16 protein-coding genes and 2 CRISPR repeat arrays are annotated in these 16,648 nt (G+C 26.6%); all 16 genes read left to right on the top strand.

What is annotated here, in order from left to right:
• Positions 1 to 7 precede the first annotated feature (7 nt).
• The 16 genes from IC758_RS20850 to IC758_RS20775 all read left to right on the top strand — a co-directional run bounded on the left by IC758_RS20850 (position 8) and on the right by IC758_RS20775 (position 16,395).
• Entirely contained in the window at positions 8 to 1,000 is a 993-nt protein-coding gene (locus tag IC758_RS20850; protein ID WP_227824907.1) for a DUF4116 domain-containing protein, read from the top strand.
• A 304-nt stretch (positions 1,001 to 1,304) separates the two neighbouring features.
• Positions 1,305 to 2,156 (top strand): DUF4116 domain-containing protein, encoded by an 852-nt coding sequence (locus IC758_RS20845; RefSeq protein ID WP_227824906.1) that lies wholly within the window; start codon positions 1,305 to 1,307, stop codon positions 2,154 to 2,156.
• Positions 2,157 to 2,189: 33 nt separating this feature from the next.
• Positions 2,190 to 2,686: a CRISPR direct-repeat array (repeat unit 30 nt; unit sequence GTTTAAATACACATAGTGTTAAGGTTTAAT).
• Positions 2,687 to 2,970: 284 nt separating this feature from the next.
• The gene (locus tag IC758_RS20840) at positions 2,971 to 3,654 is read left to right on the top strand and encodes a DUF4116 domain-containing protein (RefSeq protein WP_227824905.1); all 684 of its coding nucleotides are present in this window, start codon (positions 2,971 to 2,973) and stop codon (positions 3,652 to 3,654) included.
• A 156-nt stretch (positions 3,655 to 3,810) separates the two neighbouring features.
• The gene (locus IC758_RS20835; protein ID WP_227861008.1) at positions 3,811 to 4,794 is read left to right on the top strand and encodes a hypothetical protein; all 984 of its coding nucleotides are present in this window, start codon (positions 3,811 to 3,813) and stop codon (positions 4,792 to 4,794) included.
• A gap of 12 nt (positions 4,795 to 4,806) precedes the next feature.
• Complete coding sequence (locus IC758_RS20830; protein WP_227824903.1) at positions 4,807 to 5,256, top strand: hypothetical protein; 450 nt, start codon at positions 4,807 to 4,809, stop codon at positions 5,254 to 5,256.
• 78 nt (positions 5,257 to 5,334) lie between these two features.
• Positions 5,335 to 5,520, top strand: coding sequence for a hypothetical protein (locus IC758_RS20825; protein WP_227824902.1), 186 nt, complete (start codon positions 5,335 to 5,337; stop codon positions 5,518 to 5,520).
• Between the two features lie 252 nt (positions 5,521 to 5,772).
• Complete coding sequence (iscB, locus tag IC758_RS20820; protein WP_227825041.1) at positions 5,773 to 7,092, top strand: RNA-guided endonuclease IscB; 1,320 nt, start codon at positions 5,773 to 5,775, stop codon at positions 7,090 to 7,092.
• 106 nt (positions 7,093 to 7,198) lie between these two features.
• Positions 7,199 to 7,522, top strand: a complete 324-nt coding sequence (locus tag IC758_RS20815) for a hypothetical protein (protein ID WP_095903858.1) — start codon at positions 7,199 to 7,201, stop codon at positions 7,520 to 7,522.
• Between the two features lie 637 nt (positions 7,523 to 8,159).
• Positions 8,160 to 8,372: a hypothetical protein gene (locus tag IC758_RS20810; RefSeq protein ID WP_227824901.1), complete on the top strand. Its 213-nt coding sequence runs from the start codon at positions 8,160 to 8,162 to the stop codon at positions 8,370 to 8,372.
• Between the two features lie 38 nt (positions 8,373 to 8,410).
• On the top strand, positions 8,411 to 8,665 hold the full coding sequence (locus tag IC758_RS20805) for a hypothetical protein (RefSeq protein WP_227824900.1): 255 nt from the start codon (positions 8,411 to 8,413) through the stop codon (positions 8,663 to 8,665).
• A 30-nt stretch (positions 8,666 to 8,695) separates the two neighbouring features.
• Positions 8,696 to 8,866 (top strand): sporulation protein Cse60, encoded by a 171-nt coding sequence (locus tag IC758_RS20800; RefSeq protein WP_227824899.1) that lies wholly within the window; start codon positions 8,696 to 8,698, stop codon positions 8,864 to 8,866.
• 21 nt (positions 8,867 to 8,887) lie between these two features.
• Complete coding sequence (locus tag IC758_RS20795) at positions 8,888 to 9,043, top strand: hypothetical protein (RefSeq protein ID WP_227824898.1); 156 nt, start codon at positions 8,888 to 8,890, stop codon at positions 9,041 to 9,043.
• 1,166 nt (positions 9,044 to 10,209) lie between these two features.
• Positions 10,210 to 11,319, top strand: a complete 1,110-nt coding sequence (gene tnpB / locus IC758_RS20790; RefSeq protein ID WP_227824897.1) for an IS200/IS605 family element RNA-guided endonuclease TnpB — start codon at positions 10,210 to 10,212, stop codon at positions 11,317 to 11,319.
• 341 nt (positions 11,320 to 11,660) lie between these two features.
• Entirely contained in the window at positions 11,661 to 12,500 is an 840-nt protein-coding gene (locus IC758_RS20785; RefSeq protein ID WP_227824896.1) for an S-layer protein, read from the top strand.
• Positions 12,501 to 12,537: 37 nt separating this feature from the next.
• Positions 12,538 to 13,160: direct repeats of the CRISPR family, unit length 30 nt; unit sequence GTTTAAATACACATAGTGTTAAGGTTTAAT.
• Between the two features lie 488 nt (positions 13,161 to 13,648).
• A complete protein-coding gene (locus tag IC758_RS20780) occupies positions 13,649 to 14,986 on the top strand; it encodes a cell wall-binding repeat-containing protein (RefSeq protein WP_227824895.1) in 1,338 nt (445 codons plus the stop codon).
• Positions 14,987 to 15,279: 293 nt separating this feature from the next.
• Positions 15,280 to 16,395, top strand: a complete 1,116-nt coding sequence (locus tag IC758_RS20775) for a DUF4116 domain-containing protein (protein WP_227845161.1) — start codon at positions 15,280 to 15,282, stop codon at positions 16,393 to 16,395.
• The last annotated feature ends 253 nt before the right edge of the window (positions 16,396 to 16,648 follow it).

Here is a 16,648-nt window from a genome sequence, read left to right as displayed (position 1 = left end):
GATATAAATGAAATATATAGATTTAGATAGGATAAAAAATTATCCATGGGATTTGAAATTTGCACAAACACAAACATATGAGATGTGTATAGAAGCCATAAAAATAGATGGATTGTTACTCAAAGATATAAGATGGAATGAACTCAATATAACTAAAGAGCAGGTTTATAATTTATATCTTACAGCAGTTAAAAATGATGGATATGCACTTGAATATGTAAAGTGGAGTGAATTAGAAAGCGGACTTTCAAAAGAACAGATTAATGAAATCTGTTTAATAGCAGTAAAAACTGACGGATTAGCTTTAAAATATGTAAAAAATCAAACTGAAGAAATCTGTATGATAGCAGTAAGAAATAATGGGCTTGCTCTTGAATATGTTGAAGAACAGACTATGGAAATCTGTATAGAGGCGGTTAGAAATGATGGTGAGGCTTTAGAGTATGTAAAAAAGCAAACTCCAGAAGTATGTATGGAAGCAGTTAGGCGAGATGGTGAGGCTTTAGAGTATGTAAATAATCAGTTCTATGAAATATGTATTGAAGCAGTCAAACAAAATAGTTTAGCTTTAGAATATGTAAATTGGGACAAATTCACAAAAGAACAATTCATTGAGATGTGTTTAATGGTAGTAAAACAGGATGGATTGGCACTTGCGTATATAGATGATAAGCTTGATGAAATATGTAGAGAAGCTTTAAGACAAAATAAACATGCAATTAAATATATAAAAGATAAAGATAAATATTTAAAAGAATTTGATATTAAATATTTAGAAAGACAAGAAGAAGCAAGTGAAGTAATAGCTATAAAAGAAGAAGGGAGATGGCTATTTACTGTAGGGTGTCAAATCAACATTACTAAAGAAGAATTCATATATAGAATCTATAATGAAGGTGGAGGGTTTGACCCAGAAAAAGATATTAATGTCCATAGACAAGTATATCTTGATTTCTTAAAAGAGATTCGAGAATATGAAAATGGATATCTGTTAATTTAGATATCTTTTTCTGTTACACAAAGTGTTAAGGCTTAAATAATCCATTTCTAAAATTAAAAAATGTTTACAATTCAGTAATTTTAACTAATGTAAGCTTTTTATACCAACTAATAGTTAAAAATAAAAAGTAGCTATTATGTTAATTATCTTATGCTAATTTAATTATAGCAGTATATATACTAATTTATAAAATTTTATATAATCAATAAAAATAGTGCAATTATTATAAAAAAAATTAAAAATTATATAATAAATATAAATAAAAGTGTTATAAAAATAAAATTAAAAAGAGGGGAAAGATTAGATGAAATGTATAGATGTAGATTGGATAAAAAAACATCCATGGGATTTGAAAAATGCAAAAACACAAACTTATGAAATGTGTATAGAGGCAGTAAAAAAAAATGGGATGCTACTTGGAGATGTAAGATTTGATGAACTTAATTTAACCAAAGAACAAACTTATAATTTATATCTTACAGCAGTAAAAGAATATGGATATGCTCTTGAATATGTTATTGAACAAACACCAGAAATATGTTTAGAGGCAGTAAGAGATAGAGGATATGCTTTAAAGTATGTAAACAATCAAACAGATGAAATATGCATGGAAGCTGTAAGACAAGATAGCTTAGCTTTAGAAGATGTTATTGAACAAACGCCAAGGATATGTTTAGAGGCAGTAAGAAATAGAGGATATGTTTTAAAGTATGTAAACAATCAAACAGATGAAATATGCATGGAAGCAGTAAGAGAGAACGGGTTAGCTTTGGAGTATGTAAATAATCAAACAGATGAAATATGTAGAGAAGCAGTAAAAGAAAATGGATTAGCACTTCAATTTGTAGAAAAACAAACAGAAGAGATATGTAGAGAAGCTCTAAAACAAGATAAACATGCAATTAAGTATGTAATAGATAAGGAAAAATATTTAGAAGAATTTAATATTAAATATTTAAAAAAGCAGGGTAAAGTAAGAGAAGTAATAGCAATAAAAGAAGATGGGAGATGGCTATTTATAGTAGGTTGTCAAGATAATATTAGCAAAGAAATTTTTATTTATAGAATCTATAATGAAGGTGGAGGGTTTGACCCAGAGAAAGATATTAATGTCCATAGACAAATATATCTTAATTTCCTAAAAGAGTTTGAATAGTAAAGAAGCTATCTATTAATTTAGATAGCTTCTTCTTAATTACACATAGTGTTAAGGTTTAATAATGGATAATATTATAATAAATGAATTAGATACATTGTTTAAATACACATAGTGTTAAGGTTTAATTTGATAGACCAAAAGAAAATATAAGACCTAAATTATAGTTTAAATACACGTAGTGTTAAGGTTTAATAAGCTTCTTATTATGTAATAGAAAGAAAAAAAATAGGGTTTAAATACACATAGTGTTAAGGTTTAATCTTTAAATATATCAATAGTATATAATAATAATGCAACGTTTAAATACACATAGTGTTAAGGTTTAATATATTAAAGGTGGTATTTATCTATGGTAGAAAGATTGTTTAAATACACATAGTGTTAAGGTTTAATTTATGTAGATGAGCTGGATAACCACCACAATGATAGGTTTAAATACACATAGTGTTAAGGTTTAATTTTAAAATTTGCCTAACTCACCATGCTAATAAAAGAAGGTTTAAATACACATAGTGTTAAGGTTTAATAGCTGTAAACAAGCCATTTCTAAAATTAAGAAAATCTTATAATATAGTAGTTTCAATTAATTTAAGCTTTTTATCCCAAATAATAGTTAAAAATAAAAATATAGATATTTCAATATATACATAAAATAGCTTGGGATAATTTATATTATATCACTATATAAATTAACTTACAATATTTTATATAAACAATAAAAATGATATACTTATTATAAAAAAAAATAAAAATAATATAATAAATATAAATAAAAGTGTTATAAAAATAAAATTTAAAAAGGGAGAGTCAAATGAAAAAAATAGATGTAGATTGGATAAAAAAACATCCATGGGATTTGAAAAATGCAAAAACACAAACTTATGAAATGTGTATAAAGGCAGTAAAAAAAGAGGGGATGCTACTTAGAGATGTAAGATTTGATGAACTTAATTTAACCAAAGAACAAACTTATAATTTATATCTTACAGCAGTAAAAGAATTTGGATATGCTCTGGAATATGTTATGGAACAAACACCAGAGATTTGTATAGAAGCAGTAAGAAATAGAGGATATGCTTTAAAGTATGTAAAATGGAACAAATTAAGAGGTAAATTCTCAAAAGAACAGCTTGATAAAATTTGCATTGAAGCTGTAAGACAAGATGGCTTCGCATTACAATTTGTAGGAAATCAAACTGAGGAAATGTGCATATATGCATTAAAACAAGATAAATATGTAATTAGATATGTTAAAGATAAAGAAAAATATGAAGATATGTTTAACATCAAATATTTAAAAGAACAAGAAGAAGCAAAAGAAGTGTTGGCAGTAAAAAAAAATGGAGTATGGCTATTTACAGTAGGTTGCCAAAGAGATATTACTAAAGAAACTTTTATTGATAGAATCTATAATGAAGGTGGAGGGTTTGACCCAGAGAAAGATATTAATGTCCATAGACAAGTATACCTTGATTTCTTGAAGGAATTTCAATAAAAACTAAGTGGCTATATAATTATAATATTTTATATAAACAATACAATTATTGTGATTTAAATTAAAAAATGACATGTAATAGATAAAAGAGGAAGCTCTTTATAAGCCAAATAGATTAAGTTGTAAAAATTAAATTATGTATGGAGGGTAATTATGATGAATATTTATATGGTAAAGACAAATAAGGAATGCTTTATAACTGATTGCGAGGTGTTTCAAGGGCATGATTATAGCTATCATAGAACTAAGCTAACAGATTTATATTTTGATAAAGAAAAGCCAAAGGAAACATATTGTAAAAATTGGTATGTTATAGATAAATATCCAGAAAAAATTGAAACTGAGTTAATAGAGTATACAAATGAAAGATATGAAATTGATAATAAAAATCTGATATGTGAAAAGTTCCCTGAAATAATAAGAAGAGAAGATAGGGGGAAACTTGATTTTGATATATCTGAATTTTATTCTATTAAAAGAGATAAACGTCCTTTTAGATTAGTTGAAGTAGAAAATGTAAAAATAGAAGTAATTATGGAATTAGATAGTTTTGAAATGCCAAATAAGATAGAATATGAGGCTACTGGTGATAAAGAAAACTATAAAAGCAATTCTGTATATAAAATAACAAATACAGATGTAAAACATCAGTTATTAGATAAAATAATTTTTCCAGAACTAATGTTATCATCAATGCCATGTAAATTTACTTCAAAACAAATGTTTGACATAACAAGACAATATATAAAAGAGAATATAGATTTAAGTAAAGCTAAAATAACATCTGATTATGATTTCTGTTTTACTGTTAAAAAAATAGTACCATTATTAACGCCAGAAAAAATAACTTATCAGAATGTTTTTGCAAGAACTAAAAAAGAACGTAATAAGATTCATTATGGAATTAAAGAATATAAAGAAGTAGAAATATTTTCAATGACTCATAATCAGCGTAATTATGATGGATATACAGCAATAGATGCTATGTATGCAAATAATGAGAATGAATTAAAAGAAAAAGTTGATACATGGTTAAAAGGAGCTATAGAAATAATCAATAAACCATTAGAATTATGCCCTCATTGTAATGGAACAGGATATATGGACGAAATAAAAAAAATAAAGATTAAAAATATATAAAAGGAGATTTAAATGATAAAATATTGCAAAGAAAAGTGGATAAAAAATAAAACAAGATTACGAGAAGCATTGTTAGAGTCTGATTTCATTAATAGTGATAGTTATTGTAGTTATGAAGATTTGGTTAAATTATCTGTAAAATATATTTTGAATGATGATATAGATGAGGATGATAAATGGGATAGTGACAATATAACTGAAATAGATAATGGACATTATCAAGGTACTTTATTATATTTAATACCTAAAAAAACATATCAGCCCGATGAACGTGAATATCTTATGACATATGTTGGTTATGGAAGTTGTAGTGGATGTGATGTATTAGAATGGATTTTAGATAAATCAGAAAATAAAATAAAAGATTATATGCTTTTATGTAAAGATATAATATCTAACATTATAAAACCATATAATTTCGGATGGAGAGAAGATAATAAATATAATATTGTAAATAATTAATAAAATATTTATATAAAAAAGAATTAGAAATAAATACTCTAATAAAATAGTAAGAGAAATATTAACAGGAGAAATACTATGAAAATTGAAAATTGTTATAATTGCGATGGTGCTTTAAATGAAGAATATCAAGTAATAATATATGATCCAGGATTACAAATTGTGAAATGTTGTTGTATAGATTGTGCAGAAGAATTAAAAGAAAGGAATCAAGAGCTTTTGTATGAAAGAGCAGATGTCAATAACCCACCTCTAAAGAGGTAGGCTTGAAGTTATCTACAAGTCATATTGACCAGATTGAGTTTTAAACTACATTATTAAGGTCATAACACCTACAAATGCTTCTCCAGTTTGTAGCTTCTGTTGCATATTATTAAACAGTTTATGGGTACAAACAGTGTAATATGCTATCAAGCCTTAATAATATTATCGAGGAGAGCAGTTTCTAACTGCGTTACCCATGAAGTTAATTTCTTAACTTCATAGAGTTTACTCTTAAAGGAGGTTTTTTATTTGGTGTTTGTAATTAATAAAAACAAAAAACCATTGACTCCTTGTCACTTTGCTGTAGCAAGAAAATTACTTAAACAAGGAAAGGCTGTTGTTCATAAACAGTTTCCCTTCACTATTAGATTAAAAGAATTAAAAGAAGCTAATCCTAAAGGTTTAATTATTAAATTAGACCCAGGAGCTAAACAAACAGGAGTAGCACTTCACAAACCTAATGGCGAAGTTGTACTTCTTGCAACCATAGAGCATAGAGCGAATAAAATTAAACAAAACTTAGAAGCTCGTAGAGCATTTAGAAGGACAAGAAGAAATAGAAAAACAAGGTATAGAGCACCAAGATTTTTGAATCGCAAACGACTTGAAGGATGGTTACCACCATCAATTCAAAGCATAGTGGATAATGTTAAAAATTTTATAATAAAACTTAAAAAGTTATGCTATATAGAGACAATCTATATAGAAACAGTAAGGTTTGATACTCAATTAATGCTAAATCCTTCAATTGAAGGAGTAGATTATCAACAAGGCACTCTCTTAGGGTATGAGATTCGTGAGTATCTATTATATACTTATGGCCATACATGTCAATATTGTAAAGGACTCACGAATGACCGTCAATTAGAAATTGAGCATAAGTATCCTAAATCAAGAGGAGGTTCAAATTCTATTAGAAACTTAACCTTAGCTTGTAGAACTTGTAACCAAGAAAAAGGTAATAATACACTTGATGAATGGGTACAATCGCTAAGTAAATCAAAGTTAGATAAAGAAAGAGTAAAAAATATAAACTTAATCTTAAAAACTAATAAACCAGTAAGTCTAAAAGATACTGCTAAAGTAAATAGTAGTAGAAATGCTATTTTAAGAGAAATGTATAAATTAACTTCTAACGTAGTGGTATCTACTGGAGGAGTAACTAAGCATAATAGAGTAAAAGCTAACTTGCCTAAAACTCATTACTATGATGCTTTGTGTGTTAAGGAAACTCCTAAAATCAAAATACACAAAGGGTTGAAGGAGTTATATATAAAATCAATAGGAAGAGGTACAAGAAGTAGAACATTATTAAATAAATATGGTTTTCCAAGAGCATATTTACCAAGACAAAAACAGTTCTTTGGCTATCAATCAGGAGATATGGTAAAAGCCAATATCCCAAAAGGGAAATATATAGGTCAATATGTATCAAATGTAAGCTGTAGAAGTACAGGTATATTTGCAATCTATTCAAAGAAACATGGCAAACAGATAGATGTAAACCATAAATATTTAAAACTAACACAAAAGGGTGATGGTTATAGATATGAGTTGAAGACTCTTGCTTAATAGAAAGAGGGCAAATTCCTCACACCACTGAAGTAGCGTGTCCCCTTTTGCCTTTTTTATGGAGATCTGATTGATATTGTATATGATACAAAAAAATAAGAGGGTGGTGATTATTATTAAAAGTTTAAGATGTATATTTAGGCACCTGTTTTCAAGAGTTAAAGATTGTGAGCTGATTACAACAAGAAGTCAGCAGTATACTTGTAAGATTTGGATGTGTAAACATTGTGGACAAATTGTAGCTGGCTCAACACCTGTATATCATCCTAAAATGGAGAAAAACGAATACTATATAAAGTGTGATCAATTAGCATGTGCTAAGAATGATGAAGGATATTGTAATTCTAAAGATAAAGAAATTGAGTTTAAATCGGTTTGTTTAGATGATGGAAAGCAGTTCTTAAAATGTGAAAATTTTGATTGGGAATAAAAAGAGAATAATGAAACCATATATTATGATGATAAGAAGTTGATTTTTAGGGATGTCTTTTAATTTAGATATCCCTATTTATATAAAAAACTATACTTAAAATATACATAGTGTTAAGGTTTAATTATTGTAATTTCTCCTTAAATTTTTTATGAATCTTTGTTTAAATACACATAGTGTTAAGGTTTAATCTACTAACGTATTAGTGTAGTTGTTTAAATACACAAAGTGTTAAGGTTTAATTTAATTATTGCATCAAAAAAATTGAATAAAAAAAAGACTAATTTAAATACACAAAGTGCTAAGGTTAAAATAATTCATTTCTTAATTTAAGAAATGTTCACAAGATAGTAGTATTACCTAATCTATAGTTAAAAATAGAAAGTAGGTATTGCATTAATAATCTTGAGGTAATTTAATTATAGCACTAAGCTAATTTATTTACAATATTTTATATAGTCAATAAAAATGTTATAATAATTATAAAAAATAACAAATAATAATATACTTATTACAAAACATAGTGTTATAAATATAAAAACTAAAAAGGAGATAGATAAAGGAATGTTATGTGGAGGAAGTATATAAATTTGATATTAGAAATAGATATTCAATATTATAGGAGGAAAGAATTATTATGAGAGCATTATTAAATATGTATGACAGTTGTTCAGAAAATGTTGAGGTTAAGGTAGGCGATTATGTAATAGCAAATATAAATGACTTTGGATTAGAAAAAGGTAAAAAGTATAAAATTTTAGGTATCGATTCTATAGATTTAATAACAGTAGAAGTTAATGGGTGTGCACATGATTATACAATTGAATATTTTAACGAATGTATATACTAATAAGATTGTATTTTATTAGAAAAAGGGGTGGAGTAATTATGCATGGAGAAATAAATGCTGAAGATTATAGATATTTTAAACAACTTCAGGAAGAAAAAGATAATGTATATAAGAATTATGCTAATGGAGAATATATTTCTAAATCACAACTTATTGAATTTTTAAAAAACAAATTTCATGTTTTAAATGAAATAAATGACAAATATAAATTCTATTATGACAGTGCGATATCAACATTAGATGAATTAAATGATCAATTAGCAAAGGGAAATTTTGATGTAGTTAATAAATAATCCAAAATGAGAGTAAAAGGGGAGATAAATATGAGAGTATCAATATATACAAGTGATAATAGTTATACACTACAAGAACAAATAAATAAAGCTTTATCTGAGTGTAAAAATGATAAAGTTATAGATATTAAATATTCTGGAAAAGGAAGTTCGGCTCCTTATAGTAGTGATGAGTATAGTGCTATGATTATATTTAAATAATTAAAATAAAGGAGCGATTTTATGGAGTGCGAAAAATGTAATAGTGAAAATATAGAAGTAATAGAACAAAAAGAAGGTTTGGTATTAAATCCTTATATTTGTGATTATGAGTATACTTGTACTTTAGTTATAAAATGTAAAGATTGTGGACATCAATTTGAAGATTGTATAGCTTAAAGTTTAATAATAAAAAAGAGTTAGCTATTATTTAGATGACTCTTTTTTTATGAGATATGTGTATATGCTTTAAAGAAAGATAAGTAAGCAATTAAGTATATAAAAAATAAAGATAAATATGAGAAAATATTTAATATTTAGAAGAACAAAAATAATCTCAGAAAGTAATAGCTATAAAAGAAAATGGAGAATGGTTATTTACTAATGAAGGTGGAGGGTTTGACCCAGAAAAAGATATTAATGTTCATAGACAAATATATCTTAATTTCTTGAAAGAGTTTAAATGATATTAAGAAGAAGCTATCTAAATTAATAGATAGTCCTTTTTTCTTTATGAAGTCTTGTTTTAACATCAAAATTAAGAAATCGTCCTGATGCCAGTCAGGACGATTTCGATGTTGAATAGTTCTATATTATTTTTTGAATTATGAACTCCACTCTACTAACAATAGATTGTAGTTCTTCTTGCTTCCATTATACTACAAATCTAAGAAAGATAAAAGTACATTAATTTAAATAGACAAAGTGTTAAAGTTTGATTAAAAAATAGCTACGCACACTCGTGACTTTAGTCATGAGTTAGTAGCTAAAATAGTCAGCATATAGGGAAACTTATATGTAGAGATAGGATAGAACCTATCCAATACTACTTGAATTGCTGGAAACCCCTAAAACTAACCAAACTAAAACATAAGGATGAAATAAACCTAAGTGTGAAAGTTACGAAAGTAGAAAAAATTGGTTAGATGATATAAGGTTAAACCCTAAGTACTTTAAAATGGGCAACCAGCAGGTAAGCTCCTAAGTAGGAGAAACTTCAACGACTATTCCTCTTGAGGGAAGTACACTACAAGTTATCGGTAGTGGAAGTGGGTAGACCTTAACGGATAATGCCGAAGGATAAGATATAGTCTGTGTTTGCATGAAAGTGTAAGAAGTTCATAAGAGAACTGCATAGGTAGTAGCGAACTTATGTGAACGACAACCTCAAAAATGATAAAAGTTAAGGGCTTACAGTTCTTATATATGTTATTTAAAAAATAAATATAAAAACCTTCCAAATAATTGTTTTAAATAATTACGTTTGTTAATATTATAATGGGTGATGAAAAATAGAAGTTACTCGGATATGTATATTAATAATCATAAAAAACAATTAAAGTGAGGTGATAGTAGTGGAAAAAGCTTATAAGTTTAGAATGTATCCAAATAAAAAACAGCAAGAGCTAATTAACAAAACTTTTGGATGTTGTAGATTTGTATATAATAAGTATCTTGCTAAAAAAATAGAAGTTTATGAAAACAATAAAGAAACTTTTACTTATAAACAGTGCAGTTCTGATTTGACCAATTTAAAAAAAGAATTAGAGTGGCTTAAAGAGCCTGACAAATTTTCACTACAAAACACTTTAAAAGATTTAGAAAACGCATATAAAAAATTCTTTAAGGAAAATACAGGATTTCCTAAATTTAAATCAAAGAAAACTAATAGATTTTCATATAGAACTAACTTTACAAATGGAAATATTATGCACCTTGGTCAATATATAAAATTACCTAAACTTGGTATGGTTAAAGTAAGAGATAAACAAGTACCTCAAGGTAGAATTCTTAATGCTACTGTATCCAAAGAACCAAGTGGTAAATATTATGTATCACTATGTTGTACTGATATAGATATTGAAGCATTTGAAAATACTAATAATCAGATAGGTTTAGATTTAGGAATTAAAGAGTTTTGTATCTCAAGTTGTGGAGAATTTATAGAAAATCCTAAGTATCTTCAAAAGTCATTAAATAAACTTGCTAAATTACAAAGAGAATTATCAAGAAAAACAATTGGTAGTTTAAATAGAAATAAAGCAAGGTTAAAAGTTGCAAGACTTCAAGAACATATAGCTAATCAAAGGAAGGATTTTCTACAAAAACTATCTACTAAATTAATACGAGAGAATGATATTATTTGCATAGAAGATTTACAAGTAAAGAATATGACTAAAAATCGTAAATTATCTCGTTTAATTTCTGATGTGTCATGGTCAGAATTTGTTTGTCAATTAGAATATAAGGCTAATTGGTATGGTAGACAAATCGTAAAGGTAGGTAAATTCTTTGCAAGTTCACAAATATGCAATAAATGTGGGTACAAAAACGAGGAAATTAAGGATTTAAATATAAGAGAATGGATTTGTCCTTATTGTAATGAAACTCACAATAGAGATATAAATGCAAGTATAAATATACTAAAAGAAGGATTAAGACTAATAAGAGTTTAAAATAAATAACGTATGTAAGAACCGTAGGAACTACGGGGATAGCCTGTGGAGAATTGGTAAGACATATTTTAGTATGCGAAATTCTATGAAACAGGAACCCTGTGACTTTAGTCATGGGAGGTTCAGAGATATAAATAAGCTATTCTTAGAATTAAGAAATACTTATAGTACAGTGAAATTGATTTATATAAATAATATTTAATAGCTAAGAGTAAGAATGCATACTATATAAATATGCTTATAATATTTTATATAAACAATAAAAATATCAAAATTTATTGACAATTTATAAAAAAATACATACAATGATATTAAAATAGATAAAAATGAGGTGTTTTAAATTGAATAAAAATATAAAAAAAATAACTATAGCTGGTCTAATTATGGGTTGTGTATTAGGTCAATGCTTAACTATAAATGCAGAAGAGATAACTATAAAACCTACAGTAGATAAAGAGATTAAAATTTTTGATCTGGCCAATAAATTGGGTCAAAAGGGAACTAAGGTAGAAAGTGAAAAATACGGCTCAGGGTATTCATTAAATTTAAATGATAATTTATTTACATTTTATGAAAATTCACCATATGTTTATGTTAATGGATATATGTTGCCTATAAAAACTAAGAAGATTAAAGACTCAGTTTCTAAAGAAGAATTTAATATTCCTGATGATGACCAAAAATTAAAAAAAGATGGAGATGATTTTCTTATCCCAAAAGAAATATTGGTTAATTATTTAGGATTTAAAGAAGATAATAATGGAATTAAAATTAATGCTATAAATGTAAAGGACCAGGATAAAAAAGAAGAAGATAAGAATGATGTGGATTTGAGTGTTAGCAATGAGGTGTTTAGAAATAAACTGGAAGACTTAGGTTGGATGAAAGATGGCAAAACAACATATGTATATAAGCAAAAAACTGACAAAGGTGATTGGGACGTAGAAATGGGAATTGTAAATGCAGAAAACGATGTAGTTGGATTTGGTTTATTTGCCAATTCCAAAGAATTTGATAGCTCTGTAAAAGAATGCTTTAAGTTGCTTCTGCCAAATAAAGGAGAAAAACTTTTTAATATTGTAAAAGGAAAATTCGAAGACCAAACTTTACAGTTGGATGGCAAGAAAGTCGAAATTAGAAATGGAAGCATGGGAGTTTATGTAGACATTTATAATAAATAATATAAATAAAAAGAAGTTATCTAATTTATAGGTAACTTCTTTTTTACACAAAGTGTTAAGGTTTAATTATGTAAATTCTAATACCCTTTCATTAGTAATGTTTGTTTAAATACACATAGTGTTAAGGTTTAATAAACCCAGAAAAAATAAAAATAGGTATAACCTCTTTGTTTAAATACACATAGTGTTAAGGTTTAATATTAAGTATTTCTTTTACTATAGAATAAACTATTGGGTTTAAATACACATAGTGTTAAGGTTTAATATGCTAATATCAATAAAACCTTGTTGTTTGAACTCGGTTTAAATACACATAGTGTTAAGGTTTAATTTAAAAGAAAAATATGGAATAATTGTAGATTTTGAGTTTAAATACACATAGTGTTAAGGTTTAATTTGAAGATGATATTTATAGTAAATTAAACAAAGTATTGTTTAAATACACATAGTGTTAAGGTTTAATTAAAAATCTACCTTTAGCAATGTTCTTAGAAAAAGAGTTTAAATACACATAGTGTTAAGGTTTAATAAAATTCTTGCATAACTTGTTACATATGCAGATATTGTTTAAATACACATAGTGTTAAGGTTTAATTATTCTTAGTGAGTATGATTTTACAAAGGAAGATGTTTTAAATACACATAGTGTTAAGGTTTAATAGCTGTAAATAAGCCATTTCTTAATTTTAGAAATGCTTATAGTACAGTAGCTTCAATTAATCTAAGCTTTTTATCCCAACTAACAGTTAAAAATAAGAATATAGATATTTCAATAAATACCTTAATTAGATTGGGATAATTTAATTATATCACCATATAAATTAACTTGCAATATTTTATATAATCAATAAAATTCATTAAAAATATTGACAATTTCCAAATAAATACATATTATATAATTAAAGTTAATATTATATAAAAAGGCAACTTTCACGAAAGAGATGTTATAAGATAAATTGTTTTGTATATAATGTATTGGTAAAAAAATTACTATTAAAATAAGAAAATAGAACAGTTTTTTTATAAAAAAACTTATATAAATAGATAGACTCCCTTATTTATAATTAAGTGACAATATTTTACATATTTTTTATAGTATGTATTATATAATGTTTACTATAAATAGAGGGGATATGGAGGGAAATAAAATGAAAAAAATAAAACAATTAGGGATAGTAGCTTTAGCTGGATCTTCTGCTTTAGGAGCTACAATGATGGGTTCTTCTGCCATGGCACCACAAGAATTAGTGCTTGCAGGGGAAGATAGAATAGATACAAGTTTAAAAATAAGTAGTTATAAATGGCAAAATGCAGAAAATGCCGTTTTAATAAATAGCAATACAATTGCAGATGCTTTATGTTCTGCACCTTTAGCTACAGCAAAAAATGCACCTGTACTTTTAACAGAAAAAGATAAGCTAAATACTAAAACAAAAGAAGAAATAAAAAGATTAGGTGTTAAAAACATTTATATAATTGGTAGTACAAATACAATAAGTGCAAATGTAGAAAAAGAACTTAATAATTTAAATATAAATGTAAAAAGAATTGGTGGAACAGACAGAATAGATACAAGTTTAAAAATAGCAAAAGAGTTAGAAAATGTAGATTCTGTTGCAGTTGTAAATGGATATAAAGGTCTTGCAGATGCAGTAAGTATAGCATCTCCAGCTAAAAGTAACACTGCAATTTTATTTGCAGAGAAAGATACTTTAAATAAAAATATAGAAGATTATGCAAAAACTTTTAATAAAACTTATGTAGTAGGTGGAGAAAGTTCTATTTCTAAAAATATAGTAAATAAATTAAAGAATGTAATTAAATTTGCTGGTACAGACAGAACAGATACTAATGCAAAAGTAATGGATTATTTTTATGCAGATAAGGCATTAAATAATGTATTTGTTGCAAAAAACGGGATGTTAGGAGAGGGAGACCTAATAGATGCACTTTCTGTAGGGCCTGTAGGAGCAAAAGAAGATTCTCCAGTGCTTTTAGCGGACAAAGCTTTAAGTACAAGTCAGAAAAATTTTATAAAAAAACATGAATTTAGTAAAGTTACACAAGTCGGCGATGGAGGGAATGAAAATGTTTTTAGAGAAATTTTAAATATATTAAAAGGAGAAGAGACTCCTGGAACTATTACAAATGCAGAGTTTAGAAATAAATTACCTGGACTTGGGTGGACACTTGAGGGTGAAACAACTTATAATTATAAGCAGAAGTCTACCAAGGGAGATTGGTATAACGAATTAGGAATTGTAAATGCAGAAGATAATGTAGTTGGATTTGGCTTATTCGCTAATTCTGAAGAGTTTGATTCTTCTGTAAAAGAGTGCTTTAAACTGCTTCTACCAAATAGAGGAGAAGAACTTTTTAATATTGTAAAAGGAAAATTTGAAGACAAAGTTTTAGAGATGGATGGCAAGAAAGTGGAAATTAAAAATGGAAGCATGGGAGTCTACGTAGACATTTATAATAAATAATATAAATAAAAAGAAGTTATCTAATTTATAGGTAACTTCTTTTTTTACACATAGTGTTAAGGTTTAATAGCTGTAAATAAGCCATTTCTTAATTTTAGAAATGCTTATAATACAGTAACTTCAATTAATCTAAGTTTTTTATTTTAACTAAAAATAAGAATGTATATACTTCAACATATACATCAATTAGATTGGGATAATTTAATTATATAACCATATAAATAAAGTTACAATATTTTATATAAACAAAAAAATGATATAATTAATATAAAAAATAAAATAGAGGTATATATATGAATAAAAATAATTTAGAGTATATAAAAAAATTCCCATGGGATTTAGAATTTATAGAAAAACAAAGCTATGAGATGTGTATAGAGGCAGTAAGACAAGATGGGTTATTAATTGAAGATGTAAAATGGGATGAACTTAATTTAACCAAAGAACAAACTTATAATTTATATCTTCTTTCAGTTAGGGAAAATGGATTAGCACTTAAGTATATAAAAGAACAAACACCCAGAATTTGTATGGAAGCAGTCAAACAAGATGGTAAGGCACTTAAGTATGTAAAAAATCAAACTCCTGAGATTTGTATTAAAGCAGTAAAACAAAATGGATATGCTCTTCAGTATGTAAAGTGGGATGAACTCAGTTTAACCAAAGAACAGATATATAATTTATATTTAGATGCAGTGAAAGAAAATGGATTCGCTCTTAGATATGTAGAGTTGGACGAATTAGAATGTAATCAAACATATGAACTTTGTCTTGAGGCTGTTAAACAAAATGGAAGGGCTTTAATGCTTGTGGAAGAACAGTCTAATGAGCTTTGTACTGAAGCAGTCAAACAAAATGGAAACTCTCTTAGATATGTAAAGTTGGCTAAATTATCAAAAGAACAAATAGAGAAGATATCTCTAATAGCAGTAAGACAAAATGGATATGCTCTTGAAGATGTAAAAGAACAAACTCCAGGAATATGTTTAGAGGCAGTAAAAGAGAATGGATTAGCTTTAATGTATGTAAAAGAACAGTCTAATGAGCTTTGTACTGAAGCAGTCAAGCAAAATGGATTAGCTCTTGGATATGTAGAAAATAAAATATATGAGGTATGTAAAGAAGCTCTAAAACAAAATAAACTTGCAATAAAGTATATAATAGATAAAGAAAAATACTTAAAGGAGTTTGGGATTAAATATTTAGAAGCTCATGGTAAAGTAAGAGAAGTAATAGCGATAAAAGAAGATGGGGAGTGGCTATTTGCTATAGGTTACCAATATAAAATAACTAAGGATGAATTTATAGAAAGAATCTATAATACAGATGGAGGGTTTGATTTAGAGAAAGGTATTAATGTTCATAGACAAGTTTATGTTGATTTCTTGAAAGAGTTTTTAAATATATAAAGATTCATCATTAGATGACTCTTTATATATTGTAAGTAAATTAAAACGGCAAAAAGCCACTCTCGTGCAAAGAGTGACCTACAAGTTGAATTTAAATTTATATTTAAATTCCAAAAATGATTAGCTTCTAATTTTAATTATATCATATGTTGTTTGAATTCACAATAAGCTAAGGTTTAAATAAGTTTATTAAAGAGATGTATGTATTAAAAAACGTCACAAAAAATTAAGAATCACCTGAACGGCCATTCAG

Source organism: Clostridioides sp. ES-W-0016-02 (assembly GCF_020641035.1).
In the GTDB taxonomy this organism is placed as follows: Bacteria; Bacillota; Clostridia; order Peptostreptococcales; family Peptostreptococcaceae; genus Clostridioides.
This window is presented reverse-complemented; position numbering and strand designations above follow the sequence as displayed.